Below are 19,896 nucleotides of genomic sequence, written 5' to 3'. Positions count from 1 at the left end.
GAGGCAAGTTTCGTTATCTGTTTTGCCCGATATGGAGGATGCCGGCGTCAGCCGGGCTTGAGAAAATCCCGGGAGGATATTGCAGCGATGTTGAGATTTGCCGTCGTCGGAATCGACCATGGGCATACGTTCGATCACGTGAAGGGATTGCTGGCCGCAGGCGGCGAGTTCGTCGGCTACTGCCCGCAGACCTCGGTGCCGGCATTGCGTGAGACGTTCGAGAAGACCTATCCCGATGCGCCGCAGATCGATCGGGAAAAGCTGTTCGACGATCCGTCGATCGATGTCATCTGCATTGCCGCGATCCCGCGCGACCGCGCCGGACTTGCTATCCGCGCGATGAGAGCAGGCAAGGACGTGATGACCGACAAGCCCGGTGTCACGACCTTCGCGCAGCTCGAAGAGGTCAAGCGCACCGTCGCCGAGACCGGCAGGATCTTTTCGATCTGCTTTTCCGAGCGCCATTGCGTGCGCTCCGCCGTCAAGGCTGGCAAGCTCGTCGCCGAAGGCGCGATCGGCAAGGTGATCCAGACGCTCGGCGTCGGCCCGCACCGCCTGCAGCTGCCGACCAGGCCCGACTGGTTCTTCGATCCGGAAGCCTTCGGCGGCATCATCGTCGATATCGCCTCGCATCAGGTGGATCAGTTCCTGTTCTATACCGGCTCGACGTCGGGCGAAGTCATCGCCAGCTCGATCGGCAATTTCGGCATGCCCGACAAACCCGCCTTCCAGGATTTCGGCGAAGTGCTGCTACGCTCCGACAGAGCGGCAGGCTACGTCCGCGTCGACTGGTTCACACCGGAGGCGTTGCCGACCTGGGGCGATGGACGCCTGACCATCCTCGGTACCGAGGGTTATATCGAGCTGCGCAAATACATCGACATTGCCGGCCGGCCGGGCAAGGATCACCTCTTCCTCGTCAACGGCAAGGAAATGACCCATATCGATTGCAGCGGCGAGAAACTCGATTATTTCGATGCTTTCACCGCCGACGTCGGCAACCGCACGCAGATGGCGATGACGCAGGATCACGTCTTCGAAGTCTGCCGCCTTTCGCTCGAAGCCCAGACGAAAGCCGCGCGCATCGGCGCTCGCTGAGGAGGATAGCATGACCAGGAAATTGCGCGTCGGTGTCATCGGCGCAGGGATTGCCGCCCGGCATCTGACAGGTTTCGGCTGGAACAAGGATCTCTTTGAGATTCCCGTACTCTGCTCGCTCGATGAGGATCGCGGCAAAGCGCTGTGCGAAGAGTTCGGCATCGACGAATATACGCAGGATGCGGACTCGCTGTTTGCCCGCGACGATCTCGATATCATCGACATTTCCACGCCGCCGAGCTCGCATTTCGAGCTGTGCCGCAAGGGCATCGAATCCGGCAAGCACGTCATCTGCGAGAAGCCGCTCTTCGGCTCGATCGCCGAGGTCGACGAGATGGAGCGCATCCTCGCCCGCTTCCCCGGCAGGAAGCTGATGCCGATCTTCCAGTATCGCTACGGCTCCGGCCTGCAGAAACTGAAGCTGCTGATTGAGCAAGGCCTGGCGGGCAAGCCGTTCCTGACGACGATCGAAACCCATTGGTGGCGTGGACCGGATTATTACGCCGTGCCGTGGCGCGGCAAATGGGCGAGCGAGCTCGGCGGCGGCCTTCTCGGCCATGCGATCCACGCCCACGACATGCTGAATTATGTGCACGGCCCCTGCGCCGAGGTGTTTTCCTATGGCGCGACGCTGGTCAACCCGATCGAGGTCGAGGATACCGCCGCGCTATCGGTGAAGATGCAGAACGGCTCGCTGGCGACGCTGTCGATGACGCTCGGCTCACGCAAGGAGATCTCGCGGCTGCGCTTCTGCTTCAGCGATCTCGTCGCCGAAAGCATTCTCGAACCCTACACGATGGGCCGCGATCCCTGGGTCTTCACGGCAGGAACGGAGGAACAGCAGGCGAAAATCGACGCGGCGCTGGCCGCCTATGTGCCGGGCGAGGACGGCTATACCCGCCAGTTCGAGCTGTTCCACAAGGCGATCATTGAGGGCAAGGACCCGCCGGTGACGCTGCAGGATGCCCGCAACTCACTGGAGCTGGTGACAGCCGCCTATTTCTCGCAGCGCACCGGCAAGCCGACGCCGATGCCGATTGCCGCCGATCATCCGCTCTACCGCTCCTGGCTTCCGCAAGAATAGGGCGTGGCTGCTGGGCTACGCGAGAAGCGGGGGGTCTGATAAGGCGGAGCTTCGATCGGATCATTCCGACGAGGTCTTCGACATCGTCAAAGAGAAGATGTCGGGCGGCGCCCGGCACCTAGCTTGAACCGTTTCTTGATCCGATCGACGGCCGTTCCGTCCAGAAGCGGTACCTGGACAAGCCTGTCATAGGGCTGGAAACCCATCTTTGCGTAATAGGCAAGACCGCCGATATTATCGGCACGAATGGTCGCATTGATGAACTCGAGCCCGAGCGCTTCGGCTGCTGCCCGCGTCGCTGGAAAGAGGGCGCTGCCGACGCCTGAGATCTTCGGGCTCGCGCGGGCAAATGTTGCGATGTCGGCATACCCTTTCGGTGGATCGCCGTACAAGCTCAGCGACTGAAAGCCGACAAGCGACCGATCATACACAGCCACATGGCAGACAAGGGGAAACTCGCCGTCGATGAACCAATCTGCGAATTCCGCGGCCGTCAGCGGCGTCTCGAGCGCGGTTGTTCCGCCGGCCAGGATAATTTCGTTCAGGAGACTACACAGCTCCTCCGCATCGGCGGATACCGCCTTTGAATATGCATGACTTTGGTGGCCTCGTGTTTCGACGACAACCTAGTGGCGAGATTGAGAGAGCGCAACCCGTCGGCGGTCCCCAGCAATCCCGCTCATTCTAGAATTCCAGGGCGCGACCGAAATCCGTTCTCATCTGCAAACGAAAGAAGCACCTATGCTGAAATCCTTCGAACATATCGGCATGACGGTCAGCGACATGGATCGTGCCATCGATTTTTACTGCGGCCTGCTCGGCCTGCGCCTGCACCTGCGCAAGACGATGGCAGACGGCTCTGGGATCGCCTTTCTCGATGCCGGTGGCGGCATGCTCGAGATCTTCGCGCCGGCCGGCGGGGCGGCGAGGGCGGTCGACGTTCCCGAGGGCACGGCAGGGCTACGCCATCTGACTTTCTTATTCGAAAACGTCGATGAAACATTCGCTCGACTGGAACAGGCTGGCGTCGAGATCAAGGAGCGGCCGCGCCTGGCTGTCAATGCCGAAGTTCTGCACAAGGTCGCCTTTCTGCGCGATCCTGATGGCATTGAGATCGAACTTGCCGAGAAACGGTCGTCTGGCGTCGACCCGTTGCGATCGGCCGGGAACGATCACAGCTAGTTCTGGAAGGCGCCGGCGGGCACCGTCGTCACCAGCCGGATATCCCGGCGGAAATCCGATGGCGACATGCCGGCGATATGGCGGAAGGATTTGTTGAAGGCGCTGATCGAGCCGAAGCCGCTGTCCATCGCCACCTGCAGCACGTTGGCGCCCTCGCTCATCAGCATCGCCTGGGCGCGCGACAGCCTGAGCAGCGTCACATATTTGCTGATCGTCATGCCGGTCGATCGCTTGAATAGATTCATCGCATATTTCGGATGCAGATCGGCGGCGCGGGCGATGTCGACCGAATCAATGTCCTGCAGGAAATTGGCGGCGATGAAATCGCACATGCGCGCGACGCTGCGCGATGAATTCGGATGTGGCTGATCGCCTTCCAGGCTGACGGTCGTCTTCGATGTCGTCATCGAATAGGGTTCGAGCGCAATGCGCTCGATGCGCAGCAGCAATTCATCAACGGCGTGCTGAGCCTTGGCGGAATCGCCGGATTTGGCATAGCGGAACCAGCGAGCGAAATTTTCGTTGTCGGCGGCATCGGTTGCCGAGGTCAGCAGCGTCTCGCCTTTCATCAGCCGGCTGGAAATGCTGATCGGCAGACGCAGCCGGAAGAAATAGATGAGCGGCAGATGGGCGCCGGCATAGAGCGAATCATCCGACGATTCGTCCATCTGATGCGGCTGACCGCCCCAGAAGAGGCACATTTCGCCGGCGTTCAGCCGGAATTCGTGATCGCTCATCCGATAATGAACAGTGCCGCGCATCACGTAGTTGACCTCGACCTGCGCATGCCAGTGCGGCATGGCCATGACGAGCGGATGGGCATGAAACATCTGCAGCGCCGTCGGCGAACCCTCGATACTGCTTGCGCCGGGTTGGTAGATTGCATGCGTGCCGATCTTACTTTCCGCCAAATCCATGTTCCCTTTTTAGGAGACAGCCGCTCCCTTGCGGATAGTTTAACCGGGTTCGTGAAAGATCGGCAATTGAAAAGGGAGGATTTTCAATGCGCTTCAAACTTCTCGCTGCCACCGCAGCTGTCGCACTGCTCGCTTCCGGCTCCGCCTTTGCGGAACCGGCCAATCTCACCATCTGGAGCTGGAACGTCGCCGCGTCGGCATTGAAGTCCACGCTTCCAGGCTTCAACAAGCAGTTTCCCGACATCAAGGTCACCGTGGAGGACCTCGGAAACAGCCAGGTCTTCGACAAGACGCTCGCAGCCTGCGCTGCCGGCGGCGAAGGCTTGCCCGACATCGTCAGCATCGAAAATTTCGAAGCTGAAATCTTCTGGAGCCGCTTCCCGGATTGCTTCGCCAATCTGAAGGAGCTCGGTTACACTGCCGATATTCAGGCAAAGTTCCCCGACTTCAAGCGCACCGAGCTTGAGGTCGGCGATGTTGCCTATGCTATGCCGTGGGATTCCGGTCCCGTCGCCGTCTTCTACCGCCGCGATCTCTATGAAAAGGCCGGCGTCGATCCGAGCACCATCAGCACCTGGGACGATTTCATCGCCGCCGGCAAAAAAATCTCGGCCGCCAATCCCGGTGTCGTCATGGCGCAGGCCGATTTCAACGGCGACAGCGAATGGTTCCGCATGATCGCCAACGAGCAGGGCTGCGGCTATTTCTCGACCGACGGCCAGAATATCACCATCAACCAGCCGGCCTGCGTCGCTTCGCTGCAAAAGGTGAAGGAAATGAAGGATGCCGGCACGCTGACATCAGCCAACTGGGACGAAAAGATCCAGGCCAATACCGCCGGCAAGGCCGCGAGCCAGCTCTATGGCGGCTGGTATGAAGGCACCGTGCGCTCGACCTCTCCCGATCTCAAGGGCAAGTGGGGCGTCTACCGGATGCCGAGCCTGACGGCCGATGGCCCGCACGCGGCTAATCTCGGCGGTTCGTCGCTTGCCATTTCGGCAACATCCGCAAACAAGGAAGCGGCCTGGAAGTTCGTCAACTACGCCCTCGGCACCAACGAGGGGCAGGTGACCATGCTGAAGGAATTCGGCCTGGTGCCGTCGCTGCTTTCGGCCGAGAAGGATCCCTTCGTCAACGAGGCGCAGCCCTATTGGGGCGGGCAGAAGGTCTGGGCCGATATTCTGGCGACTCTGCCGAAGATCGTTCCGAGCCGCGGCACCGCCTTCCAGAGTGATGCCGAAGGTATCTTCAGGGCGACGCAGACGAAATTCCTCGCCGGCGGTTATCCCGACGCCAAGGCGGCTCTCGACGACGCCGCCAAGCAGATCGCTTCGGCGACGGGTCTTCCGATCGCACAATGAATGACGATGCCGGGCGCTTCGGGCGCCCGGCATTCCCCCGGCCTGCAAAGCGGCCGGTCATTCGTTGATTTCGTGTGGAGGAAACTGGATGCCGTTCAGAACCCGGAGCGCCTATGCGTTCCTCGCTCCCTATCTGCTGATCTTTGCCACCTTCTGGGTCTGGCCGATCATCAATTCGTTCCTGATTTCCTTTCAAAACACCCGCATCAACCCGTGGAAATACAGTCTGCAGTCCAATTGGGGCCGGCTCTTCTACGACCCTGCCTTCTATAACGCTCTTTACAACACGCTGATCATCCTGGTGATCCAGGTGCCGGTCATGATCGCGCTTGCGACCGTCATGGCCGTGCTGCTCAATTCGCCGCTCCTGAAAGCGCGCCCGCTGTTCCGTTTCGCCTTCTTTGCGCCGGTCGTCGTCGGTGAGGTCGCCTACGCAGCCGTGTTCCGGCTGATGTTCAGCCTCGATTTCGGCGTCATCAACAAGATGATTTCGGCCGTCGGTTTCAGCCCCGTATCCTGGTTCGACAATGCCAATGCGGCGATGGCGGTGATCATCCTCGCCGTCACATGGCGCTGGGCCGGCTATAACGCCATCATCATCCTCGCCGGCCTGCAGGCCATTCCGGACGATGTCTACGAGGCAGCCACCCTCGACCGGGTGAGCAAGGTACAGCAATTCTTCCACATCACCCTGCCGCTGCTGAAGCCGATCATCCTCTTCTGTGTGGTGCTCTCGGTTATCGGCACTATGCAGCTCTTTACCGAGCCTTTCCTGATCACAAATCGCGGCGGTCCCGGCGGTGGCACGGAGACACTCGGCCTCTTCCTCTACCGCCAGGGCTTCACCTCGCTGAACTTCGGCTATGCCTCGGCGATCGCCTATACGATGGCGGCCCTCGCCGTGGTGATCTCGCTTCTCAATCTCTGGCTCGGGAGGGAACCGAAATGAGATCCAAGTCGCAATCCCTTCTCATCCGCCAGATCGCGCTGCACGCCGTGCTCGCGCCGCTGGCGCTGATCTGGCTGTTTCCGCTCTGGATGATGTTCGTCTTCTCGACCATGCCTGATAACGGCATCTTCAGCCCTGAGATCGTGCTCTGGCCGTCGACCAACTTCGTCGCAAATTTCCAAAACCTGCAGGCCGATACCGATTTCATCGGCGCGATGGTGATCTCCGTCGGCGTCGCGATCATCTACACCATCCTCTCGGTGCTGTTGACCTCGATGGCCGGCTGGGCGCTGGCGCGTTATCGTTTCGTCGGCCGCTCCGTCGTCATCGCCATCATCCTCGGCACGATCACGCTGCCTTTCTCGGTGGTCGTCATCCCGCAATTCATCATGGTGGCGCGCGAATTCAAGCTGGCGAACACATGGGTGGCGCTGATCGTCCCGCCGCTCTTCAATTCGCTCGGCGTCTTGTTCATGCGGCAATCCTTCTCGATGATGCCGGGCGAACTCTTCGATGCGGCTCGCGTCGAGGGCGTCAAGGAATGGCAGATCTTCCTGCGCATCGCCTTGCCGTTGGCGCGCCCGACGATGGCGGCATTGGCGATCATTCTCTTCCTGCACTCGTGGAACAATTACCTCTGGCCGCTGCTGATCAATTCCAGACCGGGGATGATGACGGCGCCGGTGGCATTGGGAACGCTGATCGGCCTCACCAAGGTCTCCTGGGGCGGCATCATGGCTGGCGCGGTGCTGCTGACGGCGCCGATCCTTGTCGTCTTCGTGGCGCTTCAACGCCATTTCATCGCCGGCATCGCGGCCGGCGCAATCAAATAATCGGGTAGGCTGCATGGCAGAGCTTTCACTCAGCAATATCGTCAAGCGCTTCGGCGGCTTCGAGATCATCCACGGCGCCAATCTGGAGGTGAAGGACGGCGAATTCGTTGTCTTCGTCGGCCCGTCCGGCTGCGGCAAATCCACGCTGCTCAGGATGATCGCGGGGCTCGAGGATATCACCTCGGGCGAGCTTCGCATCGGCGGCAGGGTCGTCAACGATGTCGAGCCGGCCGATCGCCGCATCGCCATGGTCTTCCAGTCCTATGCACTCTATCCGCACCTGACGGTGGAGGAAAATTTGAGCTTCGGCCTGCGCATGAACGGCAATCCGGCGGCCGATACCGAGCGGCGCGTGGGCCATGTCGCTGACATCCTGCAGATCACCGAGCTGATGAAGCGGCGGCCGAAGCAGCTTTCCGGCGGCCAGCGCCAGCGTGTCGCGATCGGCCGCGCCATCGTGCGTGAGCCCGAGGTCTTCCTGTTCGACGAGCCTTTGTCGAATCTCGACGCGGAATTGCGCGTGCAGATGCGTGTCGAGATCTCGAGGCTGCACAAGCAGCTCGGCACGACGATGATCTACGTCACCCACGACCAGACGGAAGCGATGACGCTGGCCGACAGGATCGTCGTGCTGCGCGCTGGCAATATCGAGCAGATCGGCGCGCCGCTCGATCTCTACGACGATCCCGCTAACCAGTTCGTCGCTGGCTTTGTCGGCTCGCCGAAGATGAATTTCCTGAAGGCCGTGGTGGTCGAGGCGCAGCCGGGCAGGGCGGTGATCGCGCTGGAAAGCAATCCCGCGACGCAGCTGCCGCTCCCCATTGCCAGCCCCATCGAAACCGGCGCGAAGGTGACCATCGGCATTCGGCCCGAACATTTCGTCGATGCCGGCGCGGGCGACGCCGATCTCACCGTCTCGGTCGATGTCGCCGAACATCTCGGCAATACCAGCTACATCTATGCCGCCATCGGCAGCGAGCAGCTGATCATTGAACGGCCGGAATCACGCACAGCCGGTAATCGGGAGACGCTGACCGTCGGCCTTCCCGCCCGCCACACATTCCTTTTTGACGGCGCCGGCAGCCGGCTCCGCTAGAACAGGATGATTTTAGGCCCGGGCCGGCCTGAGATCTGAATCCCGTTCTAAATTAAAGAGTTAGAGCATGATGTCGTCCCGAAAACCACTGACACTTTTCGGCATCATGCTCTGTCGCAATCCCAAGGCAGAAAGACGAAAGAGGATTTTCCATGACTTCCGATCGACCGATCCGCTGGGGCATTATCGGCCCCGGCACCATCGCCCGCACCTTTGCAGACGGCGTCGCCCATTCGCGCACCGGCAAACTGGTGGCGATCGCCACGCGCAATCCTTCCAAGCCGGGACTTGCCGAAAACTTCCCCGGCGCCCGCATCGTCAATGGTTATGAGGCGCTGCTTTCCGATCCAGAGGTTGATGCGGTCTATATTTCCGTGCCTCATACCGGCCATGCCGAATGGGCGATCAAGGCGGCCCGCGCCGGCAAGCATATCCTGGTGGAAAAGCCGATCGCGCTGTCGGCCTATGATGCCGAAGCCGTCTACTACGAAGCCAAGAAGGCCGGCGTCTTTGCCGGCGAAGCCTTCATGTACCGCGTGCATCCGCAGACGGAGAAGTTGGTCGAACTCATCAAGAGCGGCGTCATCGGCACGCTGCGTATCATTCGCTCCAGCTTCGGCTTCAACATGGGCAGCTACCGGCCGGAGCACCGGCTGTTCGCCAATGACACGGCAGGCGGCGGCATTCTCGATGTCGGCGGCTATCCGGTCTCGATGGCGCGGCTGATCGCCGGTGCTGCGGAAGGCAAAGCCTTCCTCGAACCGGAAAAGGTTTCGGGCGTCGCCCATCTCGGAGAAAGCGGCGTCGATGAATGGGCGTCGGCCGTGCTCAAATTCCCCAATGAGATCATCGCCGAAGTCTCATGCTCGATCATGGCACAGCAGGACAACGTGCTGCGCATCATCGGCTCCGAGGGCCGGATCGAAGTCGCCGACTTCTGGTTCGCCTCGGGCCACAAGGGCGGCGCCGGCAAGATCGAGATCTTCAAGGGCGGCAAGCAGGAAACGGTCGAGGTCAAGGAGGATCGCTGGCTCTATTCCTTCGAAGCCGATGCGGCGGGCGATGCCATCCGCGCTGGCAGAACCGAATTCAGCGCCCCCGGCATGAGCTGGGCGGATTCGATCGGAAACCTGCGCGTGCTGGACCAGTGGCGCGCCTCGGTCGGCCTCGAATACGGCGTCGAAAAAGCGGCAAAGCGCACGACCAACATCGCCGGTGGCACGGTCACGCGCGGCAACAGCATCCCGCAGCGCCAGATCCCCGGCATTTCCAAGCCGGCCTCGGTCGTGACACTCGGCTTCGAATTCTTCCCGAATTTTGCCGCCGCCTCGCTGACGCTCGACGCCTTCTACGAGGCCGGCGGCAATGCCTTCGATACGGCCTTTGTCTATGGAGCCGGCAAGACGGAATCGATCTTCGGCGACTGGCACACGAGCCGCAAGGTGCCGCGTGAGGAGATCGTGCTGATTGGCAAGGGCGCGCATTCGCCGCTCTGCTATCCCGATATGATCGCCAAGCAGCTCGACCAGTCGCTCGCCCGGCTGAAGACCGACTATGTCGATGTCTATTTCATGCATCGCGACAATACCGACGTTCCCGTCGGCGAATTCGTCGACGCGATGGATGCCGAGGTCAAGCGCGGCCGCATCCGCGGCATCTTCGGCGGGTCGAACTGGACACGCGCTCGTTTCGACGAGGCGATCGCCTATGCTGAAAAGACTGGCAAGGCGGCACCGGCGGCACTCTCCAACAACTTCTCGCTTGCCGAGATGCTCGATCCGATCTGGGCCGGCTGCGTCGCCGCCTCCGACGACGATTGGAAGAAATGGCTGAACGAGAAACAGATCCCGAACTTCGCCTGGTCGAGCCAGGGCCGCGGCTTCTTCACCGACCGCGCCGGCCGTGACAAGAAGGACGACGAGGAGATCGTGCGGGTCTGGTATTCCGAGCGCAATTTCGGCCGCCGCGACCGCGCCATCGAACTGGCCAACAAGCTCGGCCGCAACCCGATCCACATCGCGCTCGCCTATGTGATCGCCCAGCCCTTCCCGGTCATCCCGCTGATCGGGCCGCGCACCGTCGCCGAGCTGGAAGACAGCCTTTCGGCGCTGGACATCAAGCTGACGCCCGATCAGGTGAAGTGGCTGGAAGGCTGATGATAAGGGGGCGCGGGCTCGAACCGCGCCCCCTTGATTTACTTGCGCGCTTCGGACGCCTTCTTTCTGGCTGCGTCATCGACCAGCTCGTACCACATGGCGTTGAGGACGGCGAAGGCGGCCGCCAGCGGCAGGCCGAGGATCCATGCGAAATACCACATTGTTTCATCTCCCTCAGTAAGCGTGACCGTTCTTGTCGGTGACGGATTTCTCGTCGACCTTGCCCCACAGGACCTTGTAGACCCAGGCGGTGTAGGCGACGATGATCGGCAGGAAGATCGCCGACACCACCAGCATGATGAACAGGGTCTGATGGCTCGACGACGCATCCCAGACCGTCAGGCTCGATCGTGGATCGAGCGAGGAGGGCAGGATGAAGGGGAACATCGACAGACCGACCGTCGAGATGATGCCCAATATCGCGATCTTACTGAAGATGAGCGTTATCACCTCTCGTCTTGCGCGCATGGCGATGAAGGCCAGTGCGGCGCCGGCAAAGCCGAGGATGGGTGCCACAATCATCCACGAATGGGCGCTGTAATTGGCAAGCCATGCGCCGTTCTCGATCACCACCGTCTTCAGCAGCGGATTGGAAGGTCCAATCGGGCTGATATCGCTGGTGATGCGATAGCCGCTGACCCCGGTCCAGAGAAAGAGGCCGCCGAGCGCGAAAAGCAAAATAGCGGCAAGAGCGGCGATACTGCCGTAACTTCTGGCCCGCTCCGCGACCGGACCGCTCGCCTTCACCACCAGCCAGGCCGCGCCGTGCATTGTCAGCATGGCAACGGAGAGCAGGCCGCAGAGCAGCGCATAGGGGTTGAGCAGGGCGAAGAACGAGCCTTCGTAGAAAATCCGCATGTCGTCGGCAAAACGGAAGGGCACGCCTTGCAGCACATTGCCGACGGCAACGCCGAAAATCAGCGACGGCACAAAACCGCCGACGAAGAGCGCCCAGTCCCAGCCGCTGCGCCAGCGGGCGCTGTCGCGCTTCGACCGGTATTTGAAGCCGACCGGGCGCAGGATGAGCGCGAAGAGGATCGCGAACATCGCGAGATAAAAGCCCGAGAAGGAGACAGCATAGAGCGGCGGCCAGGCGGCGAAGATGGCGCCGCCGCCGAGGATCAGCCAGACCTGGTTGCCTTCCCAGGTGGCGCCGATCGTGTTGATCGCCACCCGTCGTTCCGTATCGGTCCTGGCGACGAAAGGCAGGAGCGTGCCAACGCCAAGGTCGAAGCCGCCTGTGGCCGCAAAAGCGATCAGTACGACGCCGAGCAGCAGCCACCAGATGACGCGCAGGGTTTCATAATCGATGAATTCGTGAAGGATCATGGCAGGTCACTCCGCAGCCGGGATGAGGGTTTCGGAAATCAGCGCCGATTCCGGCTCGTCATCCGGTTCCGGCCCCTGTCTGATCGCCTTGATCATCAGGCTCATCTCGATGACGATCAGCACCGAGTAGAGGGCGCCAAAACCGATAATGGTCAGCAGCACCGTGCTGGCGCCGAGGCTGGAGACGGCCGCCGCCGTCGGCAGCACGCCTTCGATCACCCAGGGCTGGCGGCCGAATTCGGCCACCACCCAGCCGAGCTCGATGGCGACCCAGGGGAGAGGGATCGCCAGCACGGCAATCCTCAGCAGCAGCGGGTACGTGTCGAGATGACGCCGCGCCGACAGCCAGAAGAAAGTGGCGGTCAGCAGGATAAAGAACATGCCGAGGCCGACCATGATGCGGAAGGACCAGAAGAGCGTCGGCACATGCGGGATCGTATCGCGCGCCGCCTGAGCGATCTGCGCGTCGGTTGCCTGGCGCGGATCGTCGACATAGCGCTTCAGAAGAAGGGCGTAACCGAGATCATGGCCGAGATCCTCGAAGGAGCTGCGCACTTCCTGCGCAACCTGGTCCTGCGCCGGCGCCGTGCGGATCTGCATCAGCGCGTCATAGGCCTTGATGCCGTCGCGGATGCGGGTTTCGGCCTGCTGTTCGAGTTTGTCGATTCCGGGAATTTCGGTCGTCAGCGAGCGTGTGCCGATCAGGCCCATGACCCAAGGAATGTGCACGGCAAAATGCGTTTCGCGCGCCTCCTGATCGGGGAAGCCGAAGGCGGTGAAGGCAGCCGGCGCCGGCTCGGTCTTCCACATGCCCTCGATTGCGGCGAGCTTCATCTTCTGATTTTCGGTCGCGAGATAACCGCTTTCGTCGCCGAGCACGACGACCGAGAGCGCCGAGGCGAGGCCGAAGGAGGCGGCAACCGTCATCGAGCGCTTGGCAAGCTCGATATGCCGGCCCTTCAGCACATACCAGGCGGAAACGCCGAGCACGAAGATCGAGGCGCAGACATAACCCGCCGAGACCGTATGAACGAATTTCGCTTGGGCGACCGGGTTGAAGACCACGTCGAAGAAGCTTGTGATCTCCATGCGCATCGTCTGCGGATTGAGCGCCGATCCCACTGGGTTCTGCATCCAGCCATTGGCGATGAGGATCCAGAGTGCGGAAAAATTCGAGCCGAGCGCCACCGCCCAGGTGGCAACGAGATGGCCGACCTTCGACAGCTTGTCCCAGCCGAAGAAGAATAGACCGACGAAGGTTGCCTCCAGGAAGAAGGCCATCAGACCTTCGATCGCCAGCGGCGCGCCGAAGATGTCGCCGACATAATAGCTGTAATAGCTCCAGTTCATGCCGAACTGGAATTCCATGACGATGCCGGTGGCGACGCCGATGACGAAATTGATGCCGAACAGCGTCCCCCAAAATTTCGTCATCTGCCGCCAGATCTGGCGGCCGGTCATCACATAGACGGTTTCCATGATCGCCAGCAGCACGGACAGGCCGAGCGTCAGCGGCACGAACAGGAAGTGGTAAAGCGCCGTCAGCGCGAATTGGAAGCGCGAAAGTGCTACGATATCTAGTTCCATTGTCTTTCTCCCACGGTCCCACGGGGTACAGAGCATTCCCAAGCGCCGGTTGGCGGTTGAGGGCATGCAGGTCTCGCTTAGTCCGGCCGAAGCCGGTCGAGCGCCTTTTCGAACGCCGCCTCGCCGCGGCGCGAAATTTCTGAAATTCGGCCGCCTTCGATGACGACGATGTAGTCTGCGATGGCCGCTTCGCGGCGGATATGCGTGGCGATCACCAGCGAGCGGCCCGCCGCCATCGCCGAGAGACGGCCGAGCACGTCACGGGCGGTGGCGCCGTCGAGGCCTTCGGTCGGCTCGTCGAGCAGCCAGAGCGGCGTGTCGCGCAGGAAGAGCCGGGCGAGCGCCAGCCGGCGCGACTGGCCGCCGGAAAGGCCGAGGCCGCCTTCGCCAAAGCCGCGTATCGATCCCCCGCGGCATGGCCTCGACATCGGCAAGCAGACCGGCGGCGGCAAGCACGTCATGGAGACGGGCCTCGCTTGCATTCAGGTCGGCAAGGGTCAGGTTCCCCCGCAGGCTATCCTCAAAGAGTTCCGTCCGTTGTGTCAGCAGCGTCGCGGTCGTCGCGGCAATGCTTCCCGTCCTTGCCGGCAACTCGCCGGCAAGCAAAGCAAGCAGGCTCGACTTGCCGGCGCCGCTGCCGCCGATGACGGCCAGGCGTTCGCCCTGCCGGAGCGCAAGATCGATATCCTTGAGCGCCGCCGCAGTGGAGCCTTCATGGAAGGCGCACACATCCGCCAGCGAGAAGGCGTATCCCGGCATAGGAGGGGCCACTGGTTCGGGCGGGACGACGACGGCAAGCCGCGGCGCGATGCGCCTTGCCGCAAGCAGCGTCCTGCCGAGGTCAAGGGCGCCGCGACGCAGCGCCGCAAAGGGTTCGACCGCTGCAAAGGCGATAAGCAGCCCGAGGGCCGCAACGGGAGCGGTGATCAGCTTGGCTTCGGCAAGAGCCGCAACGGCAAGCAGCGATGCCGTCAGCAGCAGCGCCGAGGCAAGGCCGAAACCGAAGATCAGGCCGGTCTCGACGCGGTTCAGGCGGTCGTCGGCACAGGCGGCGTACCGATCGGCAGCGGCGATTGCCTCTTTCTGCGCAGAAAGCCGGCCGGCCATCAGCAGGTCGGTCTGGCCGGCGACGAGATCGATCGTCCGCGACCGCAGCGCCTCGATGCCATGGGCGCGCCGGCGGGCATGGTTGCGGGCTGCGCGGCCGGCCAGCAGCGGCAGACCGAGGCCGGCGCCGGCGAGAAGCAAGCCAAAACACAGTCCGAACAAGGGATGTATCAGCCCCAGTGCGAGGCTCGCGACCAGCGCTGCGCCGACGGCCACCGCGGCCGGCACGAGAATACGGAGATAAAGGGAGTCGAGCGCATCGACATCGGCCGTCAGCCGGAACAGCAGCCGTGCGGGACGATAGTGCAGGGCGCGCGCCGCACCCGGTTCGGCAAAACCGCGAAACAGTCTCTCACGCAGGGCGGCAAGCACGCCGAGCGTGGCGTCATGGGTCGCAAGCCTTTCGCCGTAACGGGCTGCCGTGCGGATGATGGCCAGCAGGCGAATGCCGGCCGAGGGCGCGAAAACGTCGAAAGTGACGGCGGCCGCGGTCGAAAGACCGGCAAGCGAGGTGGCGGTGATGAACCAGCCGGACAGGCCGAGAAGGGCAATGCCCGCGGTCACCGTCGCGGCCGAGAGTGCCGCACCGAGCAGCAGTGCTCGCCGGCGCTCGGCAAGGAACAGGCGCAGGATCGGCTTGAGATCTGCAGCAAATCCGCTCATTCGGCCGCCTCCCGGAGAAAGCTGTCGGAATCGATGCGGACACTGCGATGCATGCGCGCAGCAAGCAGCGGATCGTGGGTCGCGACAACAAGAGTGCGTCCCCGGGCGAGTGAAAGCAGGCTCTCGGTAACCTCCGCCGCGGTGGCGGCATCGAGATGCGCGGTCGGCTCGTCGGCCAGGATCAGCCGCAGGTGAGGATTGCAGGCCGCCCGCGCGATCGCAAGCCGCAGCGCCTCGCCGCCGGAAAGCCCGATGCCACCCTCGCCGAGCGGCCGTTCACCATAGGCCTCTGTTACCTTTCCGAGTCTCGCGACACCAAGTGCATCCGTGATATCGAAGCGTGCTATGCCGGACCTGCCGAGCGAAATATTGCCGGCGATGGTGCCGACAAAGATATGCGGCTTTTGACCGATCCACGCCATGGCGCCCCGCAGGCTGCCGACAGCTGCATCCGCAAGCTCGACGCCGCCGATGACGATGCGACCACCGCTGCAGGGCGCCAGCCCCGCGATCAAGGAAAGAAGCGTCGATTTGCCAGAGCCGCTTGCCCCGAGAAGCGCCAGATGTTCACCAGCGGTGATATCGAGGTTGAAACCGTCAACGATCAGCGGTTCGCCGGCACCGTAGCGAAAGGCGAGATTTTCGAGGCGGACGGCCGGAGCACCGACGCTGGCAGGCGCTGCTGCTTCGTTCGATCCCCGGATCGGCAAACCGCCTGCAGCCAGAGCGTCCAGCGCTTTCAGCGCCGCTTCACCAGCCGCTCGATCGTGCCAGACGGCCGAAAGCTCGCGCAGCGGCTCGAAGAAGGCCGGCGCCAGCAGCAGAATGAACAATCCCTCGGTCAGGTCGAGCCGGCCTGCCCAGGTGCCGAAGCGGATTTCGCCAAGCAGGCTGAAACCAACGTAGACGGCGATCATCGCCACGCCGAGTGCTGCAAAAAGCTCGAGCACGGCCGAGGAGAGGAAAGCGATCTTGAGCACCGCCATGGTCCGCAGGCGCAGCGATTCCGCCTCGCCGCGAAGCCGCAGCGCGGTGGCATCCACCGCGTCGAGCGCTCGGATCGTCGCCAGTCCGCGCAGCCGGTCGAGCAGGAAACCATTGAGGCCCCCGGTCGCAACGAGCTGTTTTTCGCTGGCCGCCTGGGCGCGCCAGCCGATCAGCGCCATGAAGATGGGGATCAGCGGCGCGGCAAACAGCAAAACCAGCGCAGCGATCCAGGAGACCGGCAGGATGAACGCAAGGATGACGAGCGGCACAAGGCTCGCCTTCATCCGCGCCGGCTGAAAACGGGCAAGATAGGGCACGATGAGTTCGGCCTGTTCGCCGACAACGCTGGCGGCTTTGCCGGAGGCCGGCCGACCACGATCGATCGGCGACGACAGGGAAAGCGCGGCGACCGCGGCCTGCCGCTTGCGGCTGAGCTCGGCGCGGGCGACCTGAAAGGCCAGACGGCTGCCGGCTGCGTCGAGACAGCTTCTTGCCAGTCCGAGTGTGAGGGTACCGAAGGCCGGCCAGAGGACATCATGCAATCCACCGCCATCGGCGATGCGGCCAACCGAGATGGCGAGCAAGCCGGCCTGCGGGATCCAGATGGAGCCGGCCAGCGCCTGCAGCGTTGCCGCCCTGCGCAGCCTGCCTTTCGCCGCAACGCTGCGAGGTGAAACGGCATCGCTGTTCGGCGGCTGCGTCTCTGGTTTGTCTGTCGCGTCGAAGAAAGCAGTGCCCATGGCGCTAACTCTTGTTCGCAGGATTCGGCCGGCGGCCGCGGCCGAGCGAAACGACCCGGTCCTTGGCCTCCAGAAGCTTTGTCACTTTCGCGCCGAGCGAGAGTAGCGTTGCAAGCCTTTCCGTTTCAAGTTGTTTTACGTCCTCGTACCAATGGGTCAGCTGTTCGATCAGCGTGTGCATTTCACTCATGCGCTGCTGCGCATGCCGTTCGGCTTCACTGGCAGGGCGCTGCATCAGAATTTCGCGCAGAACCGACAGCGTCGGATCGACTTCACGCTTCTTTCGTTCCTCGGCAAGCGTTCGCAAGATGAGCCAGACATCATCCGGCGTCGTGAAGAAATCGCGGCGATCGTCCGGCTTGTGTTTGAGAAGGACGAGGTTCCAGGCCTGCAATTCGCGCAGGCTCATCGACACATTGGATCGCGAGATGCTGAGCGCTTCGGCGATCTCCTCGGCGCAGAGCGGTCCGGGCGAGACGAAGAGCAGGGCATAGATCTGCCCGACCGTGCGGTTGATCCCCCAACGCGATCCCATTTCGCCGAAATGGAGAACGAAGGACTGGACGAGAGGCGGAAGAGTCATGGCGGTTCCCGTTGCATCTGTGATTTCAGAAATTTCTGAAATTACTATACAGAGTTTTGCATTCCGCCGACAATGCGCAAGAGGCGCCTGCGTCAATTTGGATATCGTCAATTTACGCGCCGGATTCGACCGCGGCAGGAATTACGCGCGGCAAGTTCATTGCCGGACAGAGAACGACGCAAAAAAGCCCGGCAATAGGCGCCGGGCGTCCTCGTCTATCAAGGGTGCATCCAGACGCGCACCCGCTTTCATTTCAGCGATCGGCCAGCTCAGATCAAGCCGGCCAGGATGCCGAGGCCTGAAATCGCGGCAACGCCGCCCGCCATCCGCGTCACCACAACGCTTCGGTTTTCGCCGGCGCGACCGATCACGTAACCGAGGGCGAGGCCGGCGATATGCAGCAGCCCCGTCGCGATCATGAAGCCGGCAGCATAGGCAGCGCCGGCCGCATCTTCCGGCATTTCGGCGCCATGCGCATGGCCATGAAAGATGGCGAAGAGACCGACCATGCCGAGCGCTGCGGCGAGCGGCGCCTTGACGTTCAGCGCAACGACGGCCCCAAGAACGATGACGGAAAACGCGATGCCGGTTTCAACAAAGGGAACATTGACGCCGGCAACACCGAGAGCGCCGCCAAACGCCATCACCATGACGAAGGTTGCCGGCAGGAGCCAGAGAGCGCGGCCGCCAAGCTGGAAAGCCAAAACGCCGACCATCACCATGGCGAGGACATGATCGAGACCGGACAGCGGATGAGCAAAGCCATGAGTAAAGCCGGCAGCTTCGCCAACGGCGGGATGGGCGGAAGCGACAGCCGGAAGCGCCACGGCAGCCAAGGCAAGCAGGCCGCTCTTCAGTGCTGATTTCATTGTCGATTTCCTCGCGTTTTTTCCAAAAATCCTGCGGTCGCCGACGACCGCCGAGTTCCAAGTCGTGCGCAGCAAGCTAAGTCAAGAAATTCGCGGCGTCAACGATGGGATCATAAAACAATAAGCCAATTCAATTGCTTATCTGATAGGCAATTGCCGCTTTCCATGGCTTCGCCCGCGCCGGCGGCGCTGGATCGACTCCGGTTTTGCAGTTCGCCGCTCGGCATTCCTCTTCGGCGAACTGGAAACTGCCGCAAGCAGGGGCTATCAATCCTTCGGCCGAGGCGATGCAAGCCGCCCGCGACGGAGGAGACACCCATGACGAATGCCGAACGGCCGCTGGCAATCAGCGCGCCCGAGCCGCGCACCCTCGATCTGATCTTCAGCGATAAGGCGCGCGCCGAATTGCACGCGAAATACGAGGTCATCGAAGCCGATCCGGAGAATATCGCCGGGCTTAGCGACGAGATTCTCGGCAGAGCGCGTTACATCATCGGCCAGCCGCCGCTTTCGGCGGAAACCTTGGCCAGAATGCCGGCCTTGCGATCGATCCTCAATGTCGAAAGCAATCTCCTGAACAACATGCCCTATGACGTGCTCTTTCAGCGCGGCATCCATGTCGTGACGACAGGCCAGGTCTTCGCCGAACCGGTGGCCGAAATCGGTCTCGGCTTCGCTCTGGCCTTGGCGCGCGGCATCGTCGACGCGGATGTCGCTTTTCGCCATGGCAACGAACTCTGGGGCGGAGAGGGCAATGCGAGCGCCCGGCTGATCGCCGGCTCGGAGATCGGCATTGTCGGCTTCGGCGATCTCGGCAAGGCGCTGCGGCGGGTGCTGTCCGGTTTCAGGGCACGTATCAGAGTGTTCGATCCCTGGCTGCCCGGCTCGATCCTCGAGGAAAACGGCGTCGAGCCCGCGAGCCTGGAGGATGTCCTGACGAAGAGTGATTTCATCTTCGTCGTCGCCGCCGTCACCAGCGAAAACAAGGGATTCCTCGGCGCCGCGGCCTTCGCCGGCATGCGCCAAGGCGCCGCCTTCATTCTTCTCAGCCGCGCCGACGTCGTCGATTTCGACGCGCTGATGGCGGCCGTCGCCTCCGGCCATATCGTCGCGGCGAGCGACGTCTATCCTGAAGAGCCGCTGCCGCCCGGCCATCCGGTGCGCAGCCTGAAGGGCTTCCTCCGCTCGGCGCACCGGGCCGGTGCGCTCGACAGCGCCTTCAAGAAGATGGGCGACATGGTGCTTGAAGATATGGACCTGATGGATCGCGGCCTGCCGCCGATGCGCTGCAAGCGGGCCGAACGCGAGACCGTTTCCCGCATGCGCTCCAAGCCGGTCGCGGTCAACTAAAACGC

17 protein-coding genes and 1 pseudogene are annotated in these 19,896 nt (G+C 62.3%); 9 read left to right on the top strand and 9 right to left on the bottom strand.

Translation table 11 applies throughout. The features are described 5' to 3' along the window. The first annotated feature begins 87 nt into the window (after positions 1-87). Positions 88-1,098, top strand: a complete 1,011-nt coding sequence (locus AMC88_RS30525; RefSeq protein WP_064823882.1) for a Gfo/Idh/MocA family protein — start codon at positions 88-90, stop codon at positions 1,096-1,098. Between the two features lie 10 nt (positions 1,099-1,108). After that, complete coding sequence (locus tag AMC88_RS30520; protein WP_064826368.1) at positions 1,109-2,182, top strand: Gfo/Idh/MocA family protein; 1,074 nt, start codon at positions 1,109-1,111, stop codon at positions 2,180-2,182. A gap of 86 nt (positions 2,183-2,268) precedes the next feature. On the opposite strand, the gene AMC88_RS30515 is transcribed toward AMC88_RS30520, so the two are convergent. Next, positions 2,269-2,739 (bottom strand): GNAT family N-acetyltransferase, encoded by a 471-nt coding sequence (locus tag AMC88_RS30515; protein ID WP_064826369.1) that lies wholly within the window; start codon positions 2,737-2,739, stop codon positions 2,269-2,271. A gap of 184 nt (positions 2,740-2,923) precedes the next feature. Here AMC88_RS30515 and AMC88_RS30510 point away from each other — a divergent pair, with 184 nt between their 5' ends. Continuing rightward, positions 2,924-3,364 (top strand): VOC family protein, encoded by a 441-nt coding sequence (locus AMC88_RS30510; RefSeq protein WP_064826370.1) that lies wholly within the window; start codon positions 2,924-2,926, stop codon positions 3,362-3,364. On the opposite strand, the gene AMC88_RS30505 is transcribed toward AMC88_RS30510, so the two are convergent. Further along, positions 3,361-4,281 (bottom strand): helix-turn-helix domain-containing protein, encoded by a 921-nt coding sequence (locus tag AMC88_RS30505; protein ID WP_004680284.1) that lies wholly within the window; start codon positions 4,279-4,281, stop codon positions 3,361-3,363. The two genes, AMC88_RS30510 and AMC88_RS30505, sit on opposite strands and share 4 nt — an antisense overlap. An 86-nt stretch (positions 4,282-4,367) precedes the next feature. Here AMC88_RS30505 and AMC88_RS30500 point away from each other — a divergent pair, with 86 nt between their 5' ends. From AMC88_RS30500 to AMC88_RS30480, 5 genes are all read left to right on the top strand, one after another. Beyond that, entirely contained in the window at positions 4,368-5,642 is a 1,275-nt protein-coding gene (locus AMC88_RS30500) for an extracellular solute-binding protein (RefSeq protein WP_004680282.1), read from the top strand. An 88-nt stretch (positions 5,643-5,730) separates the two neighbouring features. Continuing rightward, on the top strand, positions 5,731-6,591 hold the full coding sequence (locus AMC88_RS30495) for a carbohydrate ABC transporter permease (protein ID WP_004680281.1): 861 nt from the start codon (positions 5,731-5,733) through the stop codon (positions 6,589-6,591). Next, entirely contained in the window at positions 6,588-7,424 is an 837-nt protein-coding gene (locus AMC88_RS30490) for a carbohydrate ABC transporter permease (protein ID WP_012489738.1), read from the top strand. The genes AMC88_RS30495 and AMC88_RS30490 overlap by 4 nt, the downstream gene beginning before the upstream one ends. Positions 7,425-7,437: 13 nt before the next feature. After that, positions 7,438-8,520: an ABC transporter ATP-binding protein gene (locus AMC88_RS30485; RefSeq protein ID WP_064820146.1), complete on the top strand. Its 1,083-nt coding sequence runs from the start codon at positions 7,438-7,440 to the stop codon at positions 8,518-8,520. Between the two features lie 152 nt (positions 8,521-8,672). Further along, positions 8,673-10,676 carry an aldo/keto reductase gene (locus tag AMC88_RS30480; RefSeq protein WP_064826371.1) on the top strand — a complete coding sequence of 668 codons (2,004 nt, stop codon included), beginning with the start codon at positions 8,673-8,675 and terminating at the stop codon, positions 10,674-10,676. Positions 10,677-10,714: 38 nt separating this feature from the next. Here AMC88_RS30480 and cydX read toward each other — a convergent pair whose 3' ends face one another. The 7 genes and pseudogenes from cydX to AMC88_RS30445 form a co-directional block, all read right to left on the bottom strand. Beyond that, positions 10,715-10,837, bottom strand: a complete 123-nt coding sequence (gene cydX, locus AMC88_RS30475; RefSeq protein ID WP_016735521.1) for a cytochrome bd-I oxidase subunit CydX — start codon at positions 10,835-10,837, stop codon at positions 10,715-10,717. A 13-nt stretch (positions 10,838-10,850) separates the two neighbouring features. Beyond that, positions 10,851-12,005 carry a cytochrome d ubiquinol oxidase subunit II gene (gene cydB / locus AMC88_RS30470; protein ID WP_064826372.1) on the bottom strand — a complete coding sequence of 385 codons (1,155 nt, stop codon included), beginning with the start codon at positions 12,003-12,005 and terminating at the stop codon, positions 10,851-10,853. Between the two features lie 6 nt (positions 12,006-12,011). After that, entirely contained in the window at positions 12,012-13,592 is a 1,581-nt protein-coding gene (locus tag AMC88_RS30465; RefSeq protein WP_064830283.1) for a cytochrome ubiquinol oxidase subunit I, read from the bottom strand. 77 nt (positions 13,593-13,669) lie between these two features. Continuing rightward, positions 13,670-15,362: pseudogene (locus AMC88_RS30460) on the bottom strand (amino acid ABC transporter ATP-binding/permease protein). After that, a complete protein-coding gene (cydD, locus tag AMC88_RS30455; protein WP_064826375.1) occupies positions 15,359-17,089 on the bottom strand; it encodes a thiol reductant ABC exporter subunit CydD in 1,731 nt (576 codons plus the stop codon). Before cydD ends, AMC88_RS30460 begins: the two are co-directional and overlap by 4 nt. Before the next feature lie 4 nt (positions 17,090-17,093). After that, positions 17,094-17,672, bottom strand: coding sequence for a GbsR/MarR family transcriptional regulator (locus AMC88_RS30450; protein WP_064826376.1), 579 nt, complete (start codon positions 17,670-17,672; stop codon positions 17,094-17,096). A 269-nt stretch (positions 17,673-17,941) separates the two neighbouring features. Beyond that, positions 17,942-18,541: a HupE/UreJ family protein gene (locus tag AMC88_RS30445; protein ID WP_037146134.1), complete on the bottom strand. Its 600-nt coding sequence runs from the start codon at positions 18,539-18,541 to the stop codon at positions 17,942-17,944. Positions 18,542-18,859: 318 nt separating this feature from the next. On the opposite strand from AMC88_RS30445, the gene AMC88_RS30440 reads away from it, so the two are divergent. Next, on the top strand, positions 18,860-19,891 hold the full coding sequence (locus AMC88_RS30440) for a hydroxyacid dehydrogenase (RefSeq protein WP_012489748.1): 1,032 nt from the start codon (positions 18,860-18,862) through the stop codon (positions 19,889-19,891). The last annotated feature ends 5 nt before the right edge of the window (positions 19,892-19,896 follow it).

Source organism: Rhizobium phaseoli (assembly GCF_001664385.1).
GTDB lineage: Bacteria > Pseudomonadota > Alphaproteobacteria > Rhizobiales > Rhizobiaceae > Rhizobium > Rhizobium phaseoli.
Note: the sequence above shows the minus strand (reverse complement) of the source record. Positions and strands in the feature narration are given on the sequence as shown.

Bases quoted from the DNA above. Each gene is read 5' to 3' on its own strand.
- cydB (WP_064826372.1), bottom strand. From the start codon at position 12,005: ATGATCCTTCACGAATTCATCGATTATGAAACCCTGCGCGTCATCTGG.
- AMC88_RS30440 (WP_012489748.1), top strand. From the start codon at position 18,860: ATGACGAATGCCGAACGGCCGCTGGCAATCAGCGCGCCCGAGCCGCGC.
- AMC88_RS30495 (WP_004680281.1), top strand. From the start codon at position 5,731: ATGCCGTTCAGAACCCGGAGCGCCTATGCGTTCCTCGCTCCCTATCTG.
- AMC88_RS30445 (WP_037146134.1), bottom strand. From the start codon at position 18,541: ATGAAATCAGCACTGAAGAGCGGCCTGCTTGCCTTGGCTGCCGTGGCG.
- AMC88_RS30490 (WP_012489738.1), top strand. From the start codon at position 6,588: ATGAGATCCAAGTCGCAATCCCTTCTCATCCGCCAGATCGCGCTGCAC.
- AMC88_RS30500 (WP_004680282.1), top strand. From the start codon at position 4,368: ATGCGCTTCAAACTTCTCGCTGCCACCGCAGCTGTCGCACTGCTCGCT.
- AMC88_RS30525 (WP_064823882.1), top strand. From the start codon at position 88: ATGTTGAGATTTGCCGTCGTCGGAATCGACCATGGGCATACGTTCGAT.
- AMC88_RS30520 (WP_064826368.1), top strand. From the start codon at position 1,109: ATGACCAGGAAATTGCGCGTCGGTGTCATCGGCGCAGGGATTGCCGCC.
- AMC88_RS30480 (WP_064826371.1), top strand. From the start codon at position 8,673: ATGACTTCCGATCGACCGATCCGCTGGGGCATTATCGGCCCCGGCACC.
- cydD (WP_064826375.1), bottom strand. From the start codon at position 17,089: ATGGGCACTGCTTTCTTCGACGCGACAGACAAACCAGAGACGCAGCCG.
- AMC88_RS30465 (WP_064830283.1), bottom strand. From the start codon at position 13,592: ATGGAACTAGATATCGTAGCACTTTCGCGCTTCCAATTCGCGCTGACG.
- AMC88_RS30450 (WP_064826376.1), bottom strand. From the start codon at position 17,672: ATGACTCTTCCGCCTCTCGTCCAGTCCTTCGTTCTCCATTTCGGCGAA.
- AMC88_RS30485 (WP_064820146.1), top strand. From the start codon at position 7,438: ATGGCAGAGCTTTCACTCAGCAATATCGTCAAGCGCTTCGGCGGCTTC.
- AMC88_RS30510 (WP_064826370.1), top strand. From the start codon at position 2,924: ATGCTGAAATCCTTCGAACATATCGGCATGACGGTCAGCGACATGGAT.
- AMC88_RS30505 (WP_004680284.1), bottom strand. From the start codon at position 4,281: ATGGATTTGGCGGAAAGTAAGATCGGCACGCATGCAATCTACCAACCC.
- cydX (WP_016735521.1), bottom strand. From the start codon at position 10,837: ATGTGGTATTTCGCATGGATCCTCGGCCTGCCGCTGGCGGCCGCCTTC.